Source organism: Sulfurospirillum oryzae, from assembly GCF_025770725.1.
Classification (GTDB): domain Bacteria; phylum Campylobacterota; class Campylobacteria; order Campylobacterales; family Sulfurospirillaceae; genus Sulfurospirillum; species Sulfurospirillum oryzae.
In genome coordinates, this window is the sequence record NZ_JANZKZ010000002.1 from 267,856 (window position 1) to 292,106 (window position 24,251).

23 protein-coding genes are annotated in these 24,251 nt (G+C 39.3%); 21 read left to right on the forward strand and 2 right to left on the reverse strand.

Annotated features, from left to right (window positions below):
- The first annotated feature begins 8 nt into the window (after positions 1-8).
- From N0B29_RS05870 to nikR, 6 genes are all read left to right on the forward strand, one after another.
- Positions 9-1,757 (forward strand): nickel-dependent hydrogenase large subunit, encoded by a 1,749-nt coding sequence (locus tag N0B29_RS05870; RefSeq protein WP_263832772.1) that lies wholly within the window; start codon positions 9-11, stop codon positions 1,755-1,757.
- A gap of 20 nt (positions 1,758-1,777) precedes the next feature.
- On the forward strand, positions 1,778-2,452 hold the full coding sequence (gene cybH, locus N0B29_RS05875; protein WP_263832773.1) for a Ni/Fe-hydrogenase, b-type cytochrome subunit: 675 nt from the start codon (positions 1,778-1,780) through the stop codon (positions 2,450-2,452).
- A gap of 12 nt (positions 2,453-2,464) precedes the next feature.
- Positions 2,465-3,004, forward strand: coding sequence for a HyaD/HybD family hydrogenase maturation endopeptidase (locus N0B29_RS05880; protein WP_263832774.1), 540 nt, complete (start codon positions 2,465-2,467; stop codon positions 3,002-3,004).
- The gene (locus N0B29_RS05885; RefSeq protein WP_263832775.1) at positions 3,001-4,674 is read left to right on the forward strand and encodes a hypothetical protein; all 1,674 of its coding nucleotides are present in this window, start codon (positions 3,001-3,003) and stop codon (positions 4,672-4,674) included. Before N0B29_RS05880 ends, N0B29_RS05885 begins: the two co-directional genes overlap by 4 nt.
- Positions 4,664-6,883, forward strand: a complete 2,220-nt coding sequence (gene hypF / locus N0B29_RS05890; RefSeq protein WP_263832776.1) for a carbamoyltransferase HypF — start codon at positions 4,664-4,666, stop codon at positions 6,881-6,883. The genes N0B29_RS05885 and hypF overlap by 11 nt, the downstream gene beginning before the upstream one ends.
- A gap of 80 nt (positions 6,884-6,963) precedes the next feature.
- Positions 6,964-7,377, forward strand: a complete 414-nt coding sequence (gene nikR / locus N0B29_RS05895; protein ID WP_263832777.1) for a nickel-responsive transcriptional regulator NikR — start codon at positions 6,964-6,966, stop codon at positions 7,375-7,377.
- A 3-nt stretch (positions 7,378-7,380) separates the two neighbouring features.
- Here nikR and N0B29_RS05900 read toward each other — a convergent pair whose 3' ends face one another.
- Positions 7,381-8,064 carry a hypothetical protein gene (locus N0B29_RS05900; RefSeq protein WP_263832778.1) on the reverse strand — a complete coding sequence of 228 codons (684 nt, stop codon included), beginning with the start codon at positions 8,062-8,064 and terminating at the stop codon, positions 7,381-7,383.
- 102 nt (positions 8,065-8,166) lie between these two features.
- Between N0B29_RS05900 and hypB the strand changes: the two genes are divergently transcribed.
- Genes hypB through N0B29_RS05935 form a run of 7 tightly spaced genes read left to right on the forward strand, consistent with a single transcriptional unit; the run spans position 8,167 to position 12,969 of the window.
- Positions 8,167-9,015, forward strand: coding sequence for a hydrogenase nickel incorporation protein HypB (gene hypB, locus N0B29_RS05905; protein WP_263832779.1), 849 nt, complete (start codon positions 8,167-8,169; stop codon positions 9,013-9,015).
- Between the two features lie 2 nt (positions 9,016-9,017).
- Entirely contained in the window at positions 9,018-9,287 is a 270-nt protein-coding gene (locus N0B29_RS05910) for a HypC/HybG/HupF family hydrogenase formation chaperone (protein WP_263833332.1), read from the forward strand.
- Positions 9,280-10,410: a hydrogenase formation protein HypD gene (gene hypD, locus N0B29_RS05915; protein ID WP_263832780.1), complete on the forward strand. Its 1,131-nt coding sequence runs from the start codon at positions 9,280-9,282 to the stop codon at positions 10,408-10,410. The genes N0B29_RS05910 and hypD overlap by 8 nt, the downstream gene beginning before the upstream one ends.
- Positions 10,407-11,414, forward strand: coding sequence for a hydrogenase expression/formation protein HypE (hypE, locus tag N0B29_RS05920; protein WP_263832781.1), 1,008 nt, complete (start codon positions 10,407-10,409; stop codon positions 11,412-11,414). Before hypD ends, hypE begins: the two co-directional genes overlap by 4 nt.
- Positions 11,415-11,429: 15 nt before the next feature.
- A complete protein-coding gene (gene hypA, locus N0B29_RS05925; RefSeq protein ID WP_263832782.1) occupies positions 11,430-11,771 on the forward strand; it encodes a hydrogenase maturation nickel metallochaperone HypA in 342 nt (113 codons plus the stop codon).
- 59 nt (positions 11,772-11,830) lie between these two features.
- Positions 11,831-12,331, forward strand: a complete 501-nt coding sequence (locus N0B29_RS05930) for a GNAT family N-acetyltransferase (RefSeq protein ID WP_263832783.1) — start codon at positions 11,831-11,833, stop codon at positions 12,329-12,331.
- 2 nt (positions 12,332-12,333) lie between these two features.
- The gene (locus tag N0B29_RS05935) at positions 12,334-12,969 is read left to right on the forward strand and encodes an HAD family hydrolase (RefSeq protein WP_263832784.1); all 636 of its coding nucleotides are present in this window, start codon (positions 12,334-12,336) and stop codon (positions 12,967-12,969) included.
- Here N0B29_RS05935 and N0B29_RS05940 read toward each other — a convergent pair.
- A complete protein-coding gene (locus tag N0B29_RS05940; protein WP_263832785.1) occupies positions 12,962-15,523 on the reverse strand; it encodes a YhdP family protein in 2,562 nt (853 codons plus the stop codon). The genes N0B29_RS05935 and N0B29_RS05940 overlap by 8 nt on opposite strands.
- Here N0B29_RS05940 and mltG point away from each other — a divergent pair.
- The 8 genes from mltG to N0B29_RS05980 all read left to right on the forward strand — a co-directional run bounded on the left by mltG (position 15,414) and on the right by N0B29_RS05980 (position 24,246).
- The gene (gene mltG / locus N0B29_RS05945) at positions 15,414-16,403 is read left to right on the forward strand and encodes an endolytic transglycosylase MltG (protein ID WP_438874161.1); all 990 of its coding nucleotides are present in this window, start codon (positions 15,414-15,416) and stop codon (positions 16,401-16,403) included. The two genes, N0B29_RS05940 and mltG, sit on opposite strands and share 110 nt — an antisense overlap.
- Before the next feature lie 63 nt (positions 16,404-16,466).
- Positions 16,467-18,704, forward strand: coding sequence for an NADP-dependent isocitrate dehydrogenase (locus tag N0B29_RS05950; protein WP_263832787.1), 2,238 nt, complete (start codon positions 16,467-16,469; stop codon positions 18,702-18,704).
- 32 nt (positions 18,705-18,736) lie between these two features.
- Positions 18,737-19,690, forward strand: coding sequence for a malate dehydrogenase (mdh, locus tag N0B29_RS05955; RefSeq protein ID WP_263832788.1), 954 nt, complete (start codon positions 18,737-18,739; stop codon positions 19,688-19,690).
- Positions 19,691-19,814: 124 nt separating this feature from the next.
- Complete coding sequence (sucC, locus tag N0B29_RS05960) at positions 19,815-20,984, forward strand: ADP-forming succinate--CoA ligase subunit beta (protein ID WP_263832789.1); 1,170 nt, start codon at positions 19,815-19,817, stop codon at positions 20,982-20,984.
- Between the two features lie 2 nt (positions 20,985-20,986).
- The gene (sucD, locus tag N0B29_RS05965) at positions 20,987-21,859 is read left to right on the forward strand and encodes a succinate--CoA ligase subunit alpha (protein ID WP_263832790.1); all 873 of its coding nucleotides are present in this window, start codon (positions 20,987-20,989) and stop codon (positions 21,857-21,859) included.
- A 93-nt stretch (positions 21,860-21,952) separates the two neighbouring features.
- On the forward strand, positions 21,953-22,270 hold the full coding sequence (locus N0B29_RS05970) for a 4Fe-4S dicluster domain-containing protein (RefSeq protein ID WP_263832791.1): 318 nt from the start codon (positions 21,953-21,955) through the stop codon (positions 22,268-22,270).
- 9 nt (positions 22,271-22,279) lie between these two features.
- Entirely contained in the window at positions 22,280-23,413 is a 1,134-nt protein-coding gene (locus N0B29_RS05975; protein ID WP_263832792.1) for a 2-oxoglutarate synthase subunit alpha, read from the forward strand.
- Positions 23,413-24,246, forward strand: coding sequence for a 2-oxoglutarate ferredoxin oxidoreductase subunit beta (locus tag N0B29_RS05980; RefSeq protein WP_263832793.1), 834 nt, complete (start codon positions 23,413-23,415; stop codon positions 24,244-24,246). The genes N0B29_RS05975 and N0B29_RS05980 overlap by 1 nt, the downstream gene beginning before the upstream one ends.
- The last annotated feature ends 5 nt before the right edge of the window (positions 24,247-24,251 follow it).

Consider the following 24,251-nt stretch of genomic DNA (forward strand, 5'->3'; position numbering starts at 1 on the left):
ATAAGAGAATGAGTAAAAGAATCGTAGTAGATCCAATAACCAGAATCGAAGGTCACTTAAGGGTTGAAGTTATCGTTGACGATAACAACGTTGTAACAGAAGCATACTCTTCTTCAACACTTTGGAGAGGTATCGAGACTATCCTTAAAGGCAGAGATCCTAGAGATGCTGGCTTTATGGTACAAAGAATTTGTGGTGTTTGTACATACTCACACTACAAAGCAGGTATTATGGCAGTTGAAGATGCTCTAGGAATTGAGCCTCCTCTTAATGCAAAATTGACACGTACATTGATGAACAATGCACTTTTCTTGCATGATCACGTTGTACACTTCTATCATCTCCATGGTCTTGACTGGGTTGATGTTGTTTCAGCTCTTAAAGCAGATCCTCGTAAAGCAGCAGAAGAAGCATTTAAATATACAGATGCACCTATTGCGTGTGGTGCAGATATTCTTATGGCAACTCAAAAAAGAGTGGCAGAATTCGTCAAAAAAGGAAACCTTGGACCATTTGCTAATGCTTATTGGGGACATGCAACCTACAAATTGACACCTGAGCAAAACTTGATTGCCGTTTCTCACTACCTTAAAGCACTTGAACTTCAAAGAACAGTCGCTCAAATGATGGCTATCTTTGGTGCAAAACAACCGCATCCACAAAGCTTAACCGTTGGTGGTGTAACCTGTGTTATGGATCTTCAATCTCCTTCACGTTTAGGCGAGTACATGACGAAATTTAAAGAGATTGCAGATTTCGTTAACCGTGCTTACTATCCTGACGTTGTTATGGCTGGAAAAGCGTATGCTGGCGAGCCAAGTGTTACAGGCGGTCTTGGTGTTGCAAATCTCTTTACACAAAAAGAGTTCCAGATCAATGCGAAAGAGTTCTTGTTTGAGAGCGGCGTAATGATGGGCGAAGATGTTGTTAATCTTATTACGGGTAAACCATTTAAAGTTCAAACATTGGATGAGAGTAAAATTACAGAAGAAGCAACACGTTCATGGTATAAAGATAACGCTGCATACCATCCTTATGAAGGTCGTCAAGAGCCTAACTATACAGGTTTCAAAGATGCTCAAACCATTAATGACAAAGGCGTACTTGCTCCAACGAAAGTTATCGATGAAAACGGTAAATATACTTGGGTAAAAGCACCTCGTTATGATGGCAAACCACTTCAAGTTGGACCATTAGCAAACATCGTTATTAACTATGCACTTGGCAACAAGCGTGTTAAAGTTGTTGTAGATCAATTCTTGAAAGATACAGGTCTTCCAATTACTGCAGTTGCTTCAACACTTGGTCGTACAGCATGTCGTATGATTGAAGCTAAAGTCATTGCTGACAATGGTTTGGAAGCATTTAACGCGTTGATTAAAAACCTTAAAGTCGATGATTCAACATGTACAAGTTACAAAATTGATAAAAACAAAGAGTACAAAGGTCGCTACATTGGTCACGTACCACGTGGTGTTCTAAGTCACTGGGTTAAAATCAAAAATGGTGTGATCGAAAACTACCAAGCAGTTGTTCCAAGTACATGGAATGCAAGTCCAAAAGATGCTAAAGGTGTTAGAGGATCGTATGAAGAGTCTTTAATTGGCTTAAAGATCACTGATCTTTCTCAACCGCTTGAAATTGTAAGAATCATCCACTCTTATGATCCATGTCTTGCATGTGCTGTACATGTTATGGATACAAAAGGTAATGAGATGAGCAGTTATAAGGTCAATGTTAACGGCGCATCTTGCTAAAAGCGAAAGGGAGTCTAACAATGAAAAGAGATATAGAATTTGAGTTCTCAGCAGGGCTTCGTTGGACGCACTGGCTTAGAGCAATTGCTATTTTTGTATTAACGGTGACAGGGTTCTATTTAACCTATGTATTCATCGCTCCTGAAGCATCGGATGAGCCTATCCTCTTCTTGAATGCAAAGTTCAGAATGTGGCATGAAATCGCAGGGTTTTTGCTTATTGCAATTACCCTTTTTAAAACCTACCTCTTTTTCGCTGATCGTATCAGTTCAAAAGAGAGAGTATCGTTTTTAGATTTTATTAGTCCAAAAATATGGTTTCAACAGCTTAAATATTACCTTTTTATGGGGGAACACCCTCATTTAAGAGGTGTTTATAATCCGTTGCAATTTGTAGCATACGTTGGTCTTTATGCAATGATTTTTATCATTAGCTTAACAGGATTAATTTTGTATGTTCACTGTTATCAAGGTGGTGGCATTGGTCTTTTCTTGTATGACTATATGCGACCAATTGAAGCAATGTTAGGCGGACTTTCTATGGTAAGAGAAATTCACCACATCGTTATGTGGGGCATTTTGATCTTCTTACCAATTCACATCTATATGGCAATCTTTAACTCTATTATGGGTAAAGAGGGTTCAATGGATGCGATTATTAGTGGTTATAAATTTCATAAACAACACAAACACTAAGAGAGTTTTGGCTTGAAAGTGTTGATTTTGGGCATTGGCAATGTGATGTTCTCCGACGAAGGCGTCGGAGTTCATCTTTGCCGCCTTGTTGAACAAAAGTATGCGTTTTCTTCTTCTGAACACACCCTCACATTTATTGATGGCGGTACCCTTGCAGAGAGATTAATCCCTATTATCGTTGAATATGACTATCTTATCGTTCTTGATTGTGTTGATGCCAATGATGGCGAGATCGGTGATGTTTACTTCTTCGATTTTGAAAATGTCCCTAATTCTATTACATGGCAAGGTAGTGTGCATGAAGTAGAAATGTTACAAACCCTCTCTATGATGGATTTAGTGGGAGATCGTCCTCCTACCAAAATAGTGGGCATTATTCCCGAAGTTATTGAAGATACAACGCTCCAAATGACCGATGCTGTCGTTAAAGGAAGTAGCGTTATGGAGAGCGTTTTACTGAAACATTTGGTAGAATTAGGCTTTTCATATCAGCAAATCAGCGATATTGATATCCAAAGTGTGGCAAACACATCCTGTCTGGAGGATCGATGATCTTAGCATTTGAATTTAATTATGTTTCAAATAACGGTATTTTAGAAAATTTACTGAAAGAAATCGTGAGTGATTTTGGTATTAGCCATAAGATTATTCGCAAAGAGACAATTGTAACGCTTTTTGTAGAAGCTGATGAGACAGTGTTAGGCACGTTTGCCGATACACTCTCTGCTTCTCTTCCATTATCTATCTTTTTTAAATCTTCCAGCGTGGAAGTCGTCGATGCTATGCCTAATGAGGATGAAGTAATCCCTCTTATGGCATATCGTGTTGAGTTTACGCCTAAAATATTGGCTGCGGTTGATACACCAAATTCTTCATTTTACCTCTCGCCTTTTGGAATCACATCAAATGATGCCCATTTGAAGCTTTTACAGAACAGCCAAGAGCTTTTACATGTAAAAGATGCGGCGGGTTATGAAGCGCTTTATGAAAAAGTTGCAGAACTCATTGCCGCAGGTGAAAACGTAGCTATTAAAATCAAAAATGGACATTTTGTTTTTGGAAAAATCGAGAACATAAACGCTTGTTCAAACATTAAAAAACCTGAAGTTATCGCGACAGATTTATCCGTAGTTGAACGTATGGTTGTTATTAGAGAGAATGAGATTAAAGCGCTTGCTACATTGGAGCGACCTTCAATTCGCTTAAAAGTGAATGCAATGTTTGCGCAAAAAGAGATTTTAAATACTTCGCGCATTATGTTGCATTTAGCAGACGATCTTTTACTCTATCAACTCTGTAAACGTCTTTTTGCCAAAGGGATTTTATTTCTTTTTAAAGCCTCATTGGAACAATGTAAGGCGGTCTATACTGTTGATTTTGATGTCAAACAAGAAGCATTGGAGCCTTTGGTCATTAGTGTTCTTGAAAATGGTGCTATTTTGATTGTTGAAGGTCAAAGTTATGCTTCAAATGCACTCAAAGCAAGTTTGAAAAAATTTGATGAGCCATCCCACGCGGCTTTTGCTGCTATTATGCAAGAACATCAACTTTTTGATACGACATCTAGCTGTGTTTACTTAAGTAAAACACACAACGATAGGATTATGCACTACTCGAAAGAGCATGGTATGCTCAATCTTGTGGAGGTTTTAATTCCGACATCTTTTGCAGAACTTTTTGCAGAAGTTGAGCGCAGTAGCCCAAGTGCTGAACGTTTAGTGGCAAACTATAAAGAGCAATTTCCTGAGATTTATGCAAAAGCACTTGAAACGATTATTCCAAGTGATACGCCTAAAAACATCTATTCACTTTGGAAGATTATGGCAATTGCCTTAGGATTAAGTGATGATTTTGATAGAGCGGCTTCAAAGCTTATCGAAAATGCAGAGGATTTTGGTGGTCAAAAAGGTCCAAGAATTGATTATTTCTTGGAAAAAGAAGATGCTCTAAGTTCGGATTTGAATTATGTTAAGTTGCTTCGTAGTGGTATTAGCTATAAGCTTGCAGGAACAGATGATACGACATTAAGCTTTGGTTATATGGAAAGCCTTTCGTATTTTATCTCTGATATGGCAGATTCCCATAAAGAGCATTTTGGCAATCTCAAAATAGCCCTAGCAGGTTCTCTTTTTGGTTATAAGCGTTTGACTGAAATGTTAGTCAAAAATCTCAAACCAAATCACACACTCTGTTTTAATAAAGAGTTGCCGATTGATCTGTAAATCACGCCTTAGTTATCACATTGAAGGTATTGTCCAAGGGGTTGGTTTTCGCCCCTTTGTCTATACCATAGCCTCACGTTACACACTGCATGGTTTTGTACTCAACAATCCAAAAGGTGTGCTTATAGAGGTAGAAGGATTTCAAGAGAGCCTTGATGCGTTTGAACAGGCTTTGTTTAAAGAACTTCCTCCACTTGCACGCATTGATTTTTGGCAAAAAAATATCCTTACATGTAAAGATGATCTGAGTTTTGAAATTCGTCATAGTGATGAAGCAAGTACGAAATCTTCCCTTGTTTTGCCAGATATGTCCATTTGTGATGACTGTCTTAAAGAGTTGCATGATCCTACCAATCGCCGTTATCACTATTTTTTTACCAACTGTACCAACTGCGGTCCACGCTATTCCATCATCAAAACTGTTCCTTATGATCGTCCATACACTTCAATGCAACCCTTTGTAATGTGTGAAGCGTGCCAAAGTGAATACACAAACCCGCTCAATCGCCGCTATCATGCGCAACCCATTAGTTGTTCTAAATGCGGTCCAACACTTTTTCTGCGCAGCATAAATGGAGAACTCCTTGGAACGAATGAAGAGGCGATTGTTAAATTAGCGGATTTGATTAATGCTGGGCACATCGTTGCACTCAAAGGTATGGGAGGGTTTCATCTTATCTGTGACGCGACGAGTGATGCGGTGGTGGCACACTTGAGAGAGCGTAAGCATCGTCCTTCCAAACCGTTTGCTGTTATGTTTAAAAATCTTGAAGCGATCAAAGAAGAGTGTATACTCAGTGCTCAAGAAGAAGAGGGTATTCGCTCACTGCTTCGTCCGATTGTTCTTGTAAAACGTCACACAAAAGCTTCTAAAATCAGCTCACTGATAGCCCCTCACATCGATCGGCTCGGTGTTTTTTTACCCTATACCCCTTTACATGTCATTCTTTTTGAATATCTCAAAAACCCTATCGTGGCGACCAGTGCCAATCGCTCGGGCGAGCCTATTATCAGCGAAGCAACTGTTTTAGAACAAAAGCTCAATGATGTGGTGGAGTATTATCTTGATTACAACCGTGAAATAGTCAATTCCAGTGACGATAGTGTTTTACAGTACATTGGTGATAAAACACTTTTGATGCGATCTTCGCGTGGTATTGCACCGAAGAGTTTTCGCATTGATTCAACGGATGAGCGAAAAATCTTAGCCGTAGGCGCACACCAAAAAAACGCGATTGCTATTTATTTAAATCATCAGATTATTGTGAGTCCTTATATCGGTGATTTGGATAATATCGCCTCAAATGAACTGTTTGAAAAGATGATAGAAAATTTTGCTCGCTTTTATGATTTTACGCCCGATCTTATCGTTGGCGATCTACATCCCAATTATGTTTCAACACAGTGGGCAAAAAAGCAAAATATCCCTTTTGTACAGGTGCAGCATCACTATGCGCATATTCTCTCTGTCATGTGTGAGCATAAGCTCAAAGAAAAAGTATTGGGTATCGCATGGGATGGTACGGGGTATGGTGATGATGGAACCATCTGGGGTGGTGAGTTTTTAGTGTGCGATCAAAGTGGTTATGAGCGTGTTGCGTCGTTTGAGCCATTTGCTCTTTTAGGTGGCGATGCGAGTATTAAAGAGATCAAGCGTATTTTAGCTTCTCTTTTGTGGGATACTTTAGGTGATAAAGCAGATATTCACCTTTTAGACTATTTTGATGCGAAATCACTCAAACTTCTCAAACAAATTTACACCAAAAAGATTAATTCACCTTTGTGCTCATCGGTGGGCAGGCTCTTTGATGCTGTTGCCGTTTTGTGTGGCATGGAGGGAAATGTGAGTTATGATGGAGAAAGTGGCTTGCTTATCGAGGCTTTGTATGATGCTTCGATTACAGAGCATTACGCTGTTGAAATCGACGAAAAAATAATTCACTCTAAGTCAATGTTCATCCAAATGCTTCAAGATCAAGAACCACGCATGATTGCTTCTAAATTTATTAACACACTTGTCCATATTGTTCTGCATCTATCTTCACACTATACGTATCCTGTGATGCTAACCGGTGGGGTATTTCAAAATCGTACCCTGATGGAGCAAATACTGAAAAATATCACGCATGACCTCTATTTTCCGCTACAATTACCGACCAATGATGGCGGAATTTGTGTTGGTCAACTCTACAAAGTCATTGCAACGTAATATTAATTTTTTTATCTAGTAATATTTAAAGAATAGTATGACTAAAATATGACCAAAAGTATATTAATGAAGGATAGATCATGGATAAAATTATTCGTTTTAGTGTTTCACTCCCCGAAAAACTTTTAGAAGAACTTGACAAAAAAGTCGATGCTCAAGGGTATGCTTCACGTAGTGAGTTTACCAGAGATCTTATTCGCGAGAAGATCGTAAAAGATGATTGGCAAGATGACAATAGTGATGTTATTGGTGTTTTGACCATGATCTATACGCATCATCAAAATGAGCTTGTGCAGAAGATATTGGAGATTCAACACGATGCAAAAATAAACATTATGTGCAATACGCATGTACATGTAAGTCATGAAAACTGCCTAGAGACCATTATGGTGACAGGAAAAGTATCTGAAATAAAAGACTTTGCACAAAAAATTGCAGGACTTAAAGGGGTTAAATTCTCTAAACTTGTTGAGGCATCAATCCCTGCTTCATAATCTTTACATGTAAAGATTTTTCCTCCACAGCGCCTCTAAAATGAGGCGCTGTTCTTTTTTCTCATAGTTAAATTTAAACTCTGCTTCTTTAAGATAATAGATAAAATTCTCTTTTTTTATTCCTTTAAAATGATCCAGCCAGTTTTCTAAAAAGATCCAAAAATCGACTAAGGCATTCTCAAAGCTCTCGTAATGCGCCACTTTGTGTTGGTTAAGGTAGCGTGCATAAGTCTCTTTTTCAATAGAGTTTTCTTCTAAATTTTTCAGATGAGCGAACTGATCGGGAAGCAAAAGCGTGTGAATACGTTTTCCATACAGCATGCTCAAAATTCCGATAGCATCAAAGAGATGTTTTGGATTTCCTCGTTTACATGTAGGCAGATAATAGTACTCATCGTACTGCGAAAAAGAATCTGTTTGTTCTGCATAAAGGGTTTCGGAATGTCCTATAAGTACGAGTCGTAATTTTTGATAGCTTTTAGCAACAGTAAGATAATTCAATTTTAAAAGCGTAGCACATTCATAGGCACTTTTGTTATCAATAAAGCAGTCCAAAATGTTCATCTCTTTAGCATATTTAGCATGACTCCATGTTCGTTTACATGTAACGCATCGGTATTGTGTTTTTGAAATACTGTAAAGTACTTTATTTCCGCAAAAAATGCACTGTTTTTGATCTGTTTTCATAAGTGTATTTTTCCTGAAAATAACTAAGAAACTTCTTTTTTTAGCTCTTGTTTAACCGCTTCGGACTATAATGGATCAAAATATAGAGATAAGGACTTAAAAATGTGTAAAGATTGCGGTTGTTCAATCACTCCTACCCAATGGTCTGCGCACGCGCACGAACACTCTCACGATGGTCATACGCATAGCCATTCACACGATCACGACGATCATACCCATCATGAGCATCCTCATGCCCATGACCACGATCACCATGATCATCGAAAACATGAAGAAATCCATGCCAACCCTCAACTTAACGATAAAAAAACCATAGCGGTTATTACCAAAATTTTGGATGCCAATGATACGCAAGCATCGCACAACAGAGCTCATTTTGAGGAGCATGGTGTTCTTGCCATCAACCTTATGAGTAGCCCAGGTAGTGGAAAAACCACGCTTTTAGAAGCGACCATTGATACCAAGCAGATTAAGCTCGGTGTCATCGAAGGTGATCTTGAAACCAACCAAGACGCGGATCGCATCATTGCCAAAGGTGCTCCGGCGCATCAAATCTCAACAGGTCAAGCGTGCCATTTGGATGCTTTTATGGTGCATGAAGGACTTCACCATTTGCCGATTGATGGGCTTGATGTTGTTTTCATCGAAAACGTGGGCAATCTTGTCTGTCCCGCGAGTTACGATGTAGGGTCACACCTAAATGTTGTACTTCTCTCTGTACCAGAGGGTGATGATAAACCAGCCAAATACCCTGTTATGTTTAGAAGTGCTGACTTGTTCCTCATCACCAAATGTGACTTGTTACCATACTTTGATTTTAGTGTTGAAAAAGCCATCCGTGAGGCTAGAAAACTCAATCCAAAAGTTGATGTTATTGAAATTGACAGCAAGTCTGGAAAAGGGATTGATCAGTGGATCAATTACCTAAAAATGAAAAAAGCATTGAGGTAACCATGTGTTTATCTATTCCCTCTCGTGTCGTTGAAATCGACGAAAATAACTATGCAACGGTAGATACTATGGGTGTTAAGCGTAAAGTGACGCTTGACTTGATAGCTGAAGAGGTAAATGTTGGTGATTATGTCCTGATTCATGTAGGATTTGCCATGAATAAGATCAGTAAAGAACATGCAGAAGATAGCATTGCTGCTTACAATGAAATAGCAGAAGCGATGCGCGATGGTGAGATTAGCGACGAAGAAGGAAATAGTAACTATGTCTGAAGTTGAAGTGGATCTCATTGAAGGATTTCGTAACCCTGAACACATGAAAGCCTTAGCGGCACTCATTAAAAAAGAGTGTACGTCAAAGATTAACATTATGGAAGTCTGTGGTGGACATACGCATACGATTATGAAGTTTGGGCTTTCTCAAATTTTGCCTGATTTCATTGAGTTTGTGCACGGCCCTGGTTGTCCTGTGTGCATCATGCCTAAAGAGCGCATCGATCACGCTATCGCTTTGGCTTCTATGCCAAATACGATTCTTGCGACTCTTGGTGATATGATCCGCGTTCCTGGAAGCAAAACTTCTTTGCAAAAGCTTCGCGCTGAGGGGAAAGATATACGCTCTTTATATTCACCGCTTGATGTGATTAAAATTGCTAAAGAAAACCCCGATAAAAATGTTGTCTTTTTCGCCATTGGTTTTGAGACAACAACACCAATGAGTGCTGTTTTAGTGCAGCAAGCTATCGAGCAAAACCTGAGCAACATTTTCTTTCATATAAACCATGTTACCGTACCTGAGGCGGTAGATGCCATTATGAGTGGTGGAGATGCTAAGATTGATGCTTTTTTAGGACCTTCGCATGTAAGTGTTATCACGGGTTTTAAAATTTATGAGCCAATTGCAGAAACGTACCATACGCCTGTGGTGGTTTCAGGTTTCGAGCCAACCGATGTTATGGAGTCTGTTTTGCGTATTGTTCGTCAAATGAATGAGGGCAAAAGTGTTGTAGAAAATGAGTATGCAAGAGCGGTTTCTCGTGAGGGAAATCTTAAGGCTCAAGAGCTTGTTGACACTTACTTTGAACAAAGAGAGCATTTTAGATGGCGTGGTATTGGGGATATTCCTATGAGTGCTCTAAAACTAAGACCTAAATTTTCTGCTTTTGATGCTGAAATTGTTTTTGATGAAATCTTGCCTAAAACAGAGTTGAATGACCATAAAATGTGTATTTGTGGTGACATCCTAAAAGGTAAGGCCAAACCCTTTGACTGTAAAGTTTTTGGAAAAGCCTGCACACCTAGCAATCCAATGGGATCGTGTATGGTTTCGAGTGAAGGCGCTTGTGCTGCGTACTTCAAATACGGTAAATTGAACCTCAAAGGAGCGAAAGCGTGAGCCAAAAAAAGATACTTCTCTCTCACGGAGGTGGTGGAGAAGAGACTCAAAACCTTATCAAAGACCTGTTTTTTAAACATTTTGACAATGACATATTGCTACGCATGGAAGATGCAGCAAGTCTTGTGATGAATGACCATAAAATCGCTTTTACAACCGACTCTTTTGTCGTTTCACCGCTCTTCTTTAAAGGCGGTAACATTGGAAAACTTGCCATTGCTGGAACAGTAAATGACCTCTCCATGATGGGCGCGAAACCTCGTTATATGACCTGTTCGTTTATGATCGAAGAGGGCTTTTTGTATTCTCATCTTGAAGAGATTGTTATAACCATGCGCGATGAAATGGCTAAAAGCGGCGTGAAGATTGTTGCAGGTGACACCAAAGTCGTTCCAAAAGGTGGAGTTGATGGACTGTTTATCAACACCTCTGGTATTGGTGAAATTATGTGTGAGGACATCTCAGCACACAATTTAGAAAACGATGATGTCATCATTGTTTCCAATGAAGTGGGAAATCATGGTGCCTGCATCTTAGCAACACGCGAAGAGATAGAGCTAGAGAGTAACCTTCAAACAGACTGTACAAGTTTATGGAAGCCGGTAGAAGCACTTATCGACGCTGGTGTGAAGATTCATGCCCTAAGAGATGCAACCAGAGGAGGGCTTAGTGCCGTACTCAATGAATGGGCTGTCACATCGCACGTTTGTATTGAAGTTGATGAAGCTAAAATTCCTGTTGCCAAAGAGGTCAGAGGTGTGTGCGAGCTTTTAGGATTTGAACCTTATGAGTTTGCAAATGAGGGTACTATGGTCATAGCACTCCCTCAAAGTGAAGTCGAAAAAGCCGTTGAAGTGCTCAAAGGATTTGATGAAACAGCTAAAGTTGCTATTATTGGAAAAGTCAGCGACCTGTACAGGGATAAAGTCATTCTTCATACACCTTGGGGATCAGAACGCTTTTTAGAGCCACCTAAAGGTGAGCTTTTGCCAAGAATTTGCTAAGTAAGGTACACCATTATGCATGAATTTTCGATCGTCAATGCACTCTTAGAAATGTGCGAGAAGAATGCCAGAGAGCATGAAGCCAAAAAAGTGACTAAAGTTGAGATAAAAGTGGGAAAACTGAGCGGTGTTGAACCTCATCTTTTGGAAACAGCTTTTGATACCTTTAAAGAAGAAACGGTATGCGATGGAGCAGAATTTGTCATGCATGTTCAAGATATTGTCATCCGTTGTCAGAGCTGTCAGAATGAAGCTGAACTTAGCAAAAATGAATTTTGCTGTCCTAAATGTATGAGCACAGATGTCTCGGTGATTGATGGTGAAGAGATGTATTTAATGCGTCTGGAAATGGAGTAAAGAGAGGCTAAGACTCAGTAATGTATAATCAGTTATCACATTATTAAGGAAGCGGCTAAATGTTAGATGTGCTAAGACGTGCAACCATTGAGGATTTGCCAGAAATTATTAAAATTTATAATGAAGCAATCAAGGATGGTATCTCCACTGCTGATAGTAAAATCGTCACAGTAGAAGATAAATTAGAATGGTTTCATGCACATGATGCATTGCGCCCAATACTTGTCAAAGAGTATCATGGACGTATTATTGCTTGGATCAGTTTGCAACCTTTTTATGCAAACCTTTTTGCTTATCGCCATAGCGCTCGTATTAATATTTACATCGATAAAAACTTTCAAGGCAAAAAGCTAGGACAGCAGTTTTTAAGTGAAGCGATAGAACAAGCCAAAGGCTATGAAATTAAAACACTTTTAGCTCTTATATTTTCTGAAAATACACCCAGTTTGAAACTCTTTAAAAAATTGGGTTTCAAAGAGTGGGGTAATCTTAACCGTGTTGCTAACATCGAAGGTGTCGATAAAGACCTTTTGGTGCTAGGACTTCGTATTCAAGAATAATCATGCGAAAAGACGCCTCAATTATTTTTGATATGGATGGAACTTTAATTGACTCTAGTGCGGCTATGACGCACAGTGTCAATTATGTACGTCAAAATTTGGGATTAGAGCCTATTGGTCAGAAGTACTTAGAGTATCATATCAATCAGCCAGACCAGCATCTTCCAAAAATCTTTTACAACACAGAAGAGTATGACCCTGCACACCGCGCTTTGTTTAAAGAACATTATATGCACTTTTCCCCAAGTATGATCTCACTTTATCCTGATGTAAAAGAGATGTTGCAAGTACTGAGTCAAAAAGCTTATTTGGCTATTGCGACCAATGCGAGTGATTTTTTTGCGCGCCACATGTTAGAGCAGATGGGCATAATAGAGTATTTTTCTGCTATTGTAGGGGCTAATAATGTCGCCGAGCCAAAGCCAAGCCCGTTAATGGTCTATCGCTTGATGGAAGAGCTTGGAAGTGTGCCAGAAAAGACAATCTTGGTTGGAGATAGCATTAAAGATGAACGTGCTGCCGCCAATGCGGGGATTAACTTCGTTTTCGCTCTATGGGGCTATGGAACAAGTGAAACAGCAGAACTTCGCGCTCATAATATCCACGAACTTGTAGGACTGCTTAACACGATTATTTGAAAAGCTCAAGTGGCAATTCTAGTGTACGCTTAATGATGTTCACGGGCGTCTTGAGTGTATCCATAATTAGATGTGTCTCAATTTTTGGGTCAGTCGTAGAGCCTATAACGTCAACATTAGTTGCAATTCTTTTATCTTCACCAAGGATGATTCCGCCCACCAAAGGGATCATGTCAATTGCGGAACTAAAAGTTTTAAGCGTTTTGATTTGAAGTTTAAGATCAAGTGTACTGTTGGTTAAATTGACCATGCCTGCTCCCATAATATCTGCACTTTTACCCCGTAATTGTACTTCTTTAATATGCATAGCCTCTTTCGTTTGGTTAAATTCAACATAACCATTATCCACAAAATAGCCCTCTGTATTAAAATTAGGATCGTTAAAGACAAGTAGGGATGGAATAGCATTGATCGTTGCCATAAGGTTATTGAAGAATTTAAGGTCTTTAATAAAGGTTTTACGCATAATGAAAGTACCTTGCATCGTGTGGCTATCTTTTCCTTCAATACTGAGTGAAAAATCTCCTTGATAAAAATAGTGCCTATTCAGAAGTGCATTGGCAGCTTCTGCATCAAGTGCGCTTGCTTGAATGCCATAACTTCCTTTTTTTTCTTCATACTCAAAAGAAGATTGACCCCTTTTTGAATTAAGGTGAGCCCTATCTTTATACAGTGTTAGGGTATAGCGTTCACTCAGCACCGTTCTATTGTTGTCCATGTCGATCAAAGAAGAGTTTTCGCCAAAAATAGTTGTTTTGATAGGTATGTCTAAAGGATCATCGCCTTGAGGTATCGAAATATTCAGATCTTTTACATGTAACGTAATATCTTTGTCAAAATGAATCGAGAGTTTGTTATTCGTTGTGCTGGCATCAAGTGTTTGTGTATTGGTCGTGAGTGCAATTTCAAAGTCACGCACTGGTTCACGGTTATCTAAAAGGGGTGTAGTAACATTTTGTAAATTAATTTTAGCATCAAAATTTTCAAAGTCTTTGGTTAAAACCGTAACAGCGCCTTGCGTTAAAGAAGCATCTTTCATGAATGGTGAATAGGACGCTATTTTGGAAAGGTCATTTACGATAAATTGATTGTTGTCTTTTTCAAATATAATTGCAGTGTCAAGGTTTGGTAAAAGCATTTTAGTCGTCGTGTTTTCAATGGCAAACGAAGCATTTTGATCGACTAGATTAGCAATTTTTAAAAGTTTTGTTCCACTAAAGTCAAGAAGAAGAGAATTAATGTCAATAAAGCCATCAAAACGACTTTTTTTCGCATCAAAAATACCTGTGGCATTAATATCAAAAAGATTCTTATAGCGAAGATTGGCGTGATCTAGGGTGATCGCAAAGTTATCCAGTCTTACTTCACCCGCTTTGGTGGACATAGGTACGCCACTTAAAGTAAATTCGCTGGGTGAGAGTTTAAATTTCCCTGTAGCATTGATGTCAAAAGGCAGAAAACGTATATCAAGTCTCACTTTAGCATCGGTCTTACCAGACGTTTGAGTAATGGGAACATCAATTTTAAAAGCATGTAAAATTTTATGTATTGGTTCATCAAGCTTCGATGTCGCCGTAAGATCAACAACAATGCCTGTTCCTTTACCGATAAGATTATAGATATACACATCGGCTTTATCCACAGTTTTCTTTTCATACGTTGGCTCTCTAACATCAAAGAGAAGTGTGTCATTTTTAAACTCTATGCCTATCTCGTTAACATGGGCAGGAGGAACACTAGGCTCAAAACTTACAATGGCATCTTTAACGGTAGCTTGACCGTGCATTTTAAGAGGAAAATAGTCAAAGGTTTCAATGTTAAATTGACCTTCAAAATAGTGCAAAATGTACTCTTGCCCGACAATGTTTTTATCAATCCAATCCTTAGCAATTGGATCAAGTTCCACTTGCGTCACGATGAAGTTCATAAGGTCTGTGAGTTCTTTGTTGGTAAAGGTTTCACTTTGCAGATGGTAGGTTAAAAGTTTATCTTTAAGGTCGAAAATAGCAATACCTTTAAGACCAAATGTTTCAAATTCACCTTCAAAGGAGTATGTTTTGGCTTTAAGGTCAATGTGGGTTTTACCCTTTACATGTAAAGCATAATCTTTAAGATACGCCTCTTGAATCTCAAGATCTAGACTCCACTTATCAAAGGGAGTTATGATGAGATTGACATTAAGATGATTGCTTTCGAGTTTAAATGTCTCACCCTCATAATCGAGTTTAAATGTTTCGTTATTGTAGATCATATTTTGGATCACAATATGGCTGAAAAATTGGTTGAGATAAGGAAAATTTTTGATGATAGTCGTACTCTCTTCAAGAGAGGTATCGTTTTGTGTATCCTTCTTGATTTCAAGCGTTTGGATGTTCACAATCAATTTTTTATCTAGTTTTATATATAATTGATCAATTTTTATCGTCGGTAATGTTAAATTATCGATCGAAATGCCATTTACTAAGGTACCAATTAATGCTACGACAGAAAGAACTATGAATAATAAAAGTATCCAGATATTCCTAATGGTGTGTGATGTTGCTTTAATAATCATATATTCACTTCTCTTTCACTTGTCCAGACCGATGACTTCTAGTTCGGTCGCCTTTGTGCCACAAGGCTCAATAGGTCAAATTATATCATATATGGTTGAGAAAAATTTTGACCTTCATGACAAAGTCGATAAATACCTTCTTTACATGATTGGTAAACCTCAATCGGGCTGGGTGAGTATTAATCCAAGCCCTTTAACACGTGGTGATTTTCTCTACAAGCTTTCTCACTCAAAAGCTCCTTTAAAGGTCATCACCTATATTCCTGGCGAAACGAAAGAGCTTTTGTTTGCTCAAATTGCTTTAGCATTTGATCTTTCCTACGATAAACTTATGCAAGAATACGCCCTTGCAACGCCTTATGTAGAAGGATTTCTTGTGCCTGATACGTACTATATCCCTGTGGGTATTAATGAAAAGCATTTGATTCATTTTTTACTTGCCAATGCCAAAAAGTACCATAAAGATGTTTTCGAAAAGATCTTTGGTGAGTTTAATGAAGCTAAATGGCAAAAGTTCCTTATTATCGCATCTATCATTCAAAAAGAAGCCGCCAATAACGAAGAGATGCCTCTTGTCTCTTCGGTTATTTACAACCGCCTTAAAAAAGATATGAAGCTTCAAATGGATGGATCTCTTAATTACGGGCAGTATTCGCATCTTAAAATTACCCCACAGCGCATTCGTGAAGACACGTCGCCTTATAATACCTATATGTATAAAGGCTTACCACCTAATCCTGTGTGTAGTGTGAGTAAAGAGGCAATTTTTGCAGCCATTTTTCCCAAAACGACCAATTATCTCTATTTTGTAAAAAATAAAAATGGTACGCACACTTTTTCCCAAAATTATGAGACACATTTGGAAAATATAAAAAATTAATCACATAGATTTAATAAATAAATTGGTAGCATTATCAAAATTTAGTTCTTAAAAGGGGTAAACATGGCTCAAAAAACAAGTAAAATCATCTATACACAAGTAGATGAAGCTCCCGCACTCGCAACGTATTCTTTATTACCGATTGTTAAAGCATTTACCGCAAGTTCTAATATCGAGATTGAAACCAGAGATATTTCACTCGCAGGTCGCATTCTTGCTAATTTTCCTGAAAATTTAACTGCTACACAAAAAGTCAATGATGACCTTGCGTATTTGGGTGAACTTGCAAATCAGCCAGAAGCCAACATTATTAAACTTCCAAATATCAGTGCTTCTTTGCCTCAACTTCAAGCAGCGATTAAAGAGCTTCAAGAAAAGGGCTATAACGTTCCTAATTATCCAGAAAGCCCTGCTAATGAAGTAGAAAAAGAGATCAAAGCGCGCTATGCTAAAGTCTTAGGAAGCGCGGTTAACCCTGTTCTTCGCGAAGGTAACTCAGACAGACGTGCGCCTCTTTGTGTCAAAGAATATGCCCGTAAAAATCCACACCGTATGGGAAAATGGAGTAGTGATTCTGCTTCGCATGTCGCATATATGAATGAGGGTGACTTTTACGGTAACGAAAAAGCGGTTACGGTACCAGAAGCAACGACTGTTCGCATTGAACTTGTTGGAAAAGACGGTAACACAACGATTTTAAAAGAAAAACTACCCCTTTTACAAGATGAAATCATCGATGGAACTTATATGAGCAGCAAAAAGCTCTCAGCATTTTTTGAAGCGCAAATGGAAGAGGCTAAAAAAAGCGGTATTCTTCTCTCCTTACACTTAAAAGCTACAATGATGAAAGTCAGTGACCCTATCATGTTTGGCTATGCGGTCAAAGTTTTTTTCAAAGATGTTTTTGAGAAATACGCAACACTTTTCAAAGAGATAGGTGTCAATGCCAATAATGGTCTTGGCGATCTCTATACCAAAATCGCAACACTTCCAGAAGCGCAAAAAGCTGCTGTCGAAGCAGATATTATGGCGTGTTATACCAAACGCCCTAAACTTGCAATGGTTAATTCTGACAAGGGCATTACCAATTTACATGTACCAAGCGATGTCATTATTGATGCTTCGATGCCAGCGTGTATTCGCGAGTCTGGTCGTATGTGGGGAGAAGATGGTGCACTACACGATACAAAAGCCTTGATTCCTGATCGCTGTTATGCACGCATCTATGAAGAGACAATGAATTTCTGTAAGAAAAATGGCGCACTTGATCCTAAAACAATGGGTTCTGTGCCAAATGTTGGTCTTATGGCGCAAAAAGCTGAAGAGTATGGTTCTCATGATAAAACCTTCCAATGTGATGCCGATGGTAGTGTTCGCATCGTCGATATTGCAACAGGTAAAGTCTTAATGGAACATCCTGTTGAAAAAGGTGACATTTACCGTGCGTGCCAAGCAAAAGATGCACCGATTAAAGACTGGGTAAAATTAGCTGTTAACAGAGCTCGTTTAAGTCATACACCTGCCATTTTTTGGCTTGATCCCGCACGTGCTCACGATGCAGAAATGATTAAAAAAGTTGAAAAATACCTCAAAGAGTTCGACCTTAAAGATCTTGATATTAAAATTATGACACCCGAAGAGGCAATTCGCGAATCACTCGCACGCATTGTCAAAGGACTCGATACGATTTCAGTTACAGGTAACGTTTTACGTGATTACTTGACGGATCTTTTCCCTATTTTAGAAGTAGGAACATCCGCTAAAATGCTCTCAATTGTTCCATTGATGAGCGGTGGTGGATTGTTTGAAACGGGTGCTGGTGGTTCTGCTCCAAAACACGTTCAGCAATTTATAGAAGAAAATCACTTACGTTGGGATTCCCTCGGTGAATTTATGGCATTAACCGCTTCGTTAGAACACCTTGATAATGTCGTAGGCAATAAAAAAGCTTCTATTTTGGCAAAAACACTCGATGCCGCAACGGGTAAATTCTTAGATAACAACAAATCACCATCATCAAAGGTAGGTGAGTTAGACAATCGTGGAAGCCATTTTTATCTAAGCTTGTATTGGGCAGAAGCCTTAGCCGCACAAAATGAAGATCAAGCACTAGCTGCAGAGTTTAAACCGCTTGCTGAGACACTCAAAGCCAATGAGCAAAAGATCGTTGGTGAGTTAAATGCTGCACAAGGTAACGCTGTTGATATGGGTGGATACTATAAACCTAATTTTGAAAAAACGAGCAAGGCAATGCGTCCAAGTGCTACGTTCAATGCTGCTTTGGATGCACTCAAAGCGTAATTTTTTGATTTACATGTAAAGAAGGAGTCTCTTTGTCACAAGGAAAAAAAGTCTCAATTATTGGAGCAGGAAATGTTGGCGCAACAATTTGTTATTGGCTTGCGATGCGCAAAAGTTGTCGCGAAATTGTGATGATAGACCTCGTTGAGGGCGTTGCTATTGGCAAAGCCCTTGACATTTCTCAAGCTACCAGTCCCGAAGGTAGTCATACGCTCATTAGTGCTTCAAGTGATTATCAACATATCGCTAACAGCGATATTGTGGTGATTACCGCAGGCAGTCCACGAAAGCCTGGTATGAGTAGGGATGATCTTTTGATGATTAATGCCAAGATTACCAAAGGTATCATTGAACAGGTCAAAACTTATGCGCCAGAAGCCATTATTATCACCGTTTCCAATCCTTTAGATGCCATTACTTATGTAGCCATCAAAGCGGGGAATTATCCACGAAATCGCGTTATTGGTATGGCTGGCATTTTAGATAGTTCACGCATGGAGACCTTTATTTCACAAAAGCTTGGATTTGGGTATGGTCAAGTCACAGCGAGTGTTATGGGTGGACATGGAGATGACATGGTTCCGCTTCCTCGTTACTCTTCTGTAAACGGTGTAGCCCTTACAGATTTACTCAGCGATCTTGAAATTGATGAGATTATTGAAAAAACTCGTCATGGTGGAGCAGAAATTGTGGGGTATATGGGAACATCTGCATATTATGCACCTGCGAATTCTACCGTCAAGATGATCGAGGCTATTTTGAGCGACTCTCGCGCTATTTTCCCATGTGCCGTTTTACTAGAGGGTGAGTATGGTTACCATAACACCGTTAACGGTGTACCCGTTGTTTTAGGTGCAAATGGTATTGAAGAAATTGTGGAATTACCGCTTAATTTAAACGAACAACATCAATTTGCAAAAAGCGTAGAATCGGTCAATAAATTATTAGAAACATTGCATAAAAATGAGTTTTTTTTGTCTAATTAGAATCTCGTAACTTAAATTAGAGACAAAAAAAACATATAGTTAGGATTTTTATTGATTATGGTGTGCAGATAACTATACAGTCTTGGGATCGAAAGTTTAATTTAAGTCAATGCAGGGAGGTTTTATGAATATTCATGAGTATCAGGCAAAAGAGATCTTTAAGAGATACAATGTCCCCACACCGAACGGCTATGTAGCCTTTAGTGTTGATGAAGCTGTTGCAAACGCAAAGAAACTTGGTGGCTCAATTTGGGTTGTCAAAGCGCAAATCCATGCAGGTGGACGCGGTCTTGGCGGTGGTGTGAAATTGGCACGTAGTTTAGATGAAGTCAAAACACTTGCAAATGAAATTCTTGGTATGACTTTGGTCACACATCAAACTGGACCTGCGGGCAAACTGGTTCAAAAAGTGTATATTGAAGAGGGTGCAGACATCGCTGATGAGCTTTACCTTGGTGTTGTCTTAGATCGTGCTCGTGAAATGCCTGTCATTATGGCATCCCGTGAAGGCGGTATGGAGATTGAAAAAGTAGCAGCAGAATCTCCTGAAAAGATTATCAAAGTTGCTGTTGATCCTTTTATTGGATTTCAAGCATTTCATGGTCGGGAGTTAGCTTACGGACTAGGTCTTGAAAAAGAAGAGATTAGTAGTTTTATTAAATTTGCAGCAGCACTGTATAAAGTTTATATGGAAAATGATGCAGAGATGATCGAAATCAATCCATTGGTTAAAACAAAAAGCGGTTCATTTATTGCACTTGATGGCAAAATGGGCTTTGATGATAATTCACTCTTCCGCCACCCAGAGATCGAAGCGATGCGCGATGAGAGTGAAGAAAACCCAATTGAGCGTGAAGCTTCAGGTTATGGACTGAGCTACGTTAAACTTGATGGTAATGTTGGTTGTATGGTCAATGGTGCTGGTCTTGCGATGGGTACAATGGATACAATTAACTACGTGGGAGGCACTCCTGCAAACTTCCTAGACGTGGGCGGCGGAGCGAATGCTCAAACCGTTGCTAAAGGCTTTGAGATTATCCTTAAAGATCCAAATGTCAAATCAATCTTTGTCAATATTTTTGGTGGAATTGTAAGATGTGATCGTATTGCGAATGGTATCTTAGAAGCTACCAAACTTGTGGATGTTCACGTTCCTGTGATCGTCAGGCTTGATGGCACAAATGCCAAAGAAGCTGCCGAAATTCTTAAAAATGCCAATATCAAAAATATTATTACTGCAAGCGATCTCAACGATGGTGCTAATAAAGCCGTTGCTGCAGCTAAAGGAAACTAATTATGAGCATATTGATTGATAAAAATACAAAAGTCATCGTTCAAGGTTTTACCGGTAAAGAGGGTAGTTTTCATGCTGAACAATGTTTGGCGTATGGTACAAAAATCGTTGGCGGTGTAACACCGGGCAAAGGTGGCACAGAACATTTGGGTCAACCTGTGTTTAATACCGTTCGTGAAGCAGTTATTGCAACAGGTGCAACGGTTAGTATGGTATTCGTTCCACCTGCCTTCGTAGGAGATGCTGTTTTAGAAGCGGCAGACGCAGGTATAGAGCTCTCTGTCATTATCACAGAAGGTTCACCTGTTCGTGATATGCAAAGAGCCAAAGCGTATGCTGTCAAAAAAGGTATGAAAACCATTGGACCAAATTGTCCAGGAATTATCACGGCTGAAGAGTGTAAAATCGGCATTATGCCTGGCTCCATTTTCAAAAAAGGCAATATTGGCTTGATTAGTAAATCAGGCACATTGACTTATGAAGGTGCAAACCAAGTGTGTAATGAAGGCTTTGGTATTACCACCGCTGTAGGTATTGGCGGTGATCCTATTATTGGACTTTCATACTTGCAACTTCTTCCACTGTTTGAAGCAGATCCTGAGACTGAAGCGATCGTTATGATCGGTGAAATCGGAGGCGATCTTGAAATTCAAGCAGCAAAATTTATTAAAGAGCACATTAAAAAGCCTGTCGTTGCTTTTATTGCGGGTCAAACTGCACCAAAAGGTAAACGTATGGGACATGCCGGTGCAATCGTAAGTGGTAGTGCTGGAACAGCAGCTGAAAAAATGGAAGCGCTTACAAAAGCAGGAGTACATGTCGTCAAATCACCTGCAGAAATAGGAAAAAAGATAGCAGAGGTTTTGAAAAAATAATACATTAAGTCTGCTAGATGTTATAGTAGTGTACAATCTAGCAGTTTGTTTGTTTATAATTCGATAGAGAGCAAAGATAAAGGAGAACGAAGAATGGGTTTAATTACCGCTCCAAGTAATACACCGGTATGGGTTAACGTCTCTAGGTGTAAAGCTTGTGATATTTGTGTCAGTATGTGTCCAGCAGGTGTTTTGGCAATGGTTCAAGCACCAAATTCGACACTAGGATCGATGATAGAGGTTGTTGTTCCAGATGCCTGTATTGGATGTAGGGATTGTGAATTGCATTGTCCTGATTTTGCTATTTACGTAGCAGATAAAAGTGAATTTAAGTTTGCGAAACTTTCAGAAGCCTCTAAAGAGAGAGCAGAAAAAGTAAAGCAAAATAAATTTAGAAAACTGAGCGCATAAGGATCATTGATGGCAAGAGAAGTAATATCAAGCGGCAATGCCTTAGTAGCAAAAGCGGCAGTTGAATGTGGATGTAAATTTTTTGGAGGCTATCCTATTACGCCTTCAAGTGAAATTGCAGAGGATTTAAGCAAACTCCTTCCAAGATATGGTGGAAAATTTATCCAAATGGAAGATGAAATAGCAGGTATTTGTGTCTCTCTTGGCGCTTCTATGAGCGGAACAAAGTCAATGACCGCTTCATCAGGCCCTGGAATTTCTCTCAAATCTGAGCAAATTGGTTACAGCTTCATCACTGAAGTTCCTTTGGTTATCGTTAACGTTATGCGTGGTGGTCCTTCAACGGGTCTTCCAACACGTGTTTCTCAAGCAGACATTGGTCAAGCAAAGTACCCAACACACGGCGATTTTGCTTCTATTTCACTCTGCCCAGGTAGTCTTGAAGAGGCTTACACTGAAACGATTAGAGCGTTTAATATCGCTGAAAAATACATGACACCTGTTTTTGTTCTTTTAGATGAAACTTTAGGACACATGCACGGTAAAGCGATTCTTCCTGATCTTGCAGAGGTTGAGAAGAGTGTTGTTAAACGTGCTGAATTTACAGGTGATCCAAAAGATTATAAACCTTATGCAGCAGCTCCGACAGAGCCAGCAGTTCTTAACCCTTTCTTTAAAGGTTATCACTATCACGTAACAGGTTTGCATCATGGTGACATGGGCTTTCCAACCGAAGATGGTGCTGCATGTGAGTACAACATCGAACGTTTGATGAATAAAATCAATACAAAAACAGATGATCTCGTTCATTACGAAGAGTTTATGTTAGAAGATGCTGATGTCTGTATTATCGCTTATGGAAGTATCAGCCGAGGGGCTAAAGAGGCAGTTATGAAGCTTCGTAAAGATGGCATTAAAGCGGGTCTGTTTAGACCAATCACATTGTGGCCAAGCCCTGCAGCAAAACTGCAAGAAATTGGTAAAAAATTCAAGAAAATCATGGTAACAGAGCTCAATATGGGACAGTACCTAGAAGAGATTCAGCGTGTTATGAAAAGAGATGATTTCGCGACATTGCACAAAGCAAACGGTCGCCCAATCGCTCCACTTGAAATGGTTGCTAAAGTTAAGGAGATGATGTAATGGCATTTAATTACGATAAATATCTACGTGTAGATAAAATGCCAACCTTATGGTGTTGGGGTTGTGGTGATGGCGTTATTTTAAAATCTGTTATTCGTGCAATCGATGCAATGGGTTGGGATATGAACGATGTATGTGTTGTTTCAGGTATCGGTTGTAGTGGACGCTTTAGTTCATATATCGACTGTAACACAGTCCATACAACGCATGGTCGTGCCATTGCTTATGCAACAGGCATCAAGCTTGCGAATCCTGAAAAACATGTTATCGTTGTTACTGGTGATGGCGATGGTCTTGCAATCGGTGGTAACCATACGATTCATGGTTGTCGTAGAAACATTGACCTTAATCATATTTTGATCAACAACTTTATTTATGGTTTGACTAACTCTCAAACCAGCCCAACAACGCCTCAAGGTTTTTGGACAGCAACAGCGAACTACGGTAACGTTGATCCATCATTTGATGCGGCAAAATTAGCGGATGCAGCAGGAGCAACATTTGTTGCGCGTGAGTCTGTACTTGACCCTCAAAAACTTGAAAAAATGTTTGTCGCAGGTTTCTCTCATAAAGGTTACTCTTTCTTTGATGTGTTCTCAAACTGTCACATCAACCTTGGACGTAAAAATAAAATGGGTGAAGCGGTACAAAACCTTGCTTGGATTGAAGGTCGTATTGTAGGTAAGAAAAAGTTTGACCTTTTAAGTGACGAAGAGCGTGTGGGTAAATTCCCAACAGGTATCCTCAAGCAAGAAGAGGGCAAACTCGAATATTGTGACGCGTATGACAAAGTCATTTACGCAGCACAAAATAAAACAACCGTACAGCTATAAGGAGC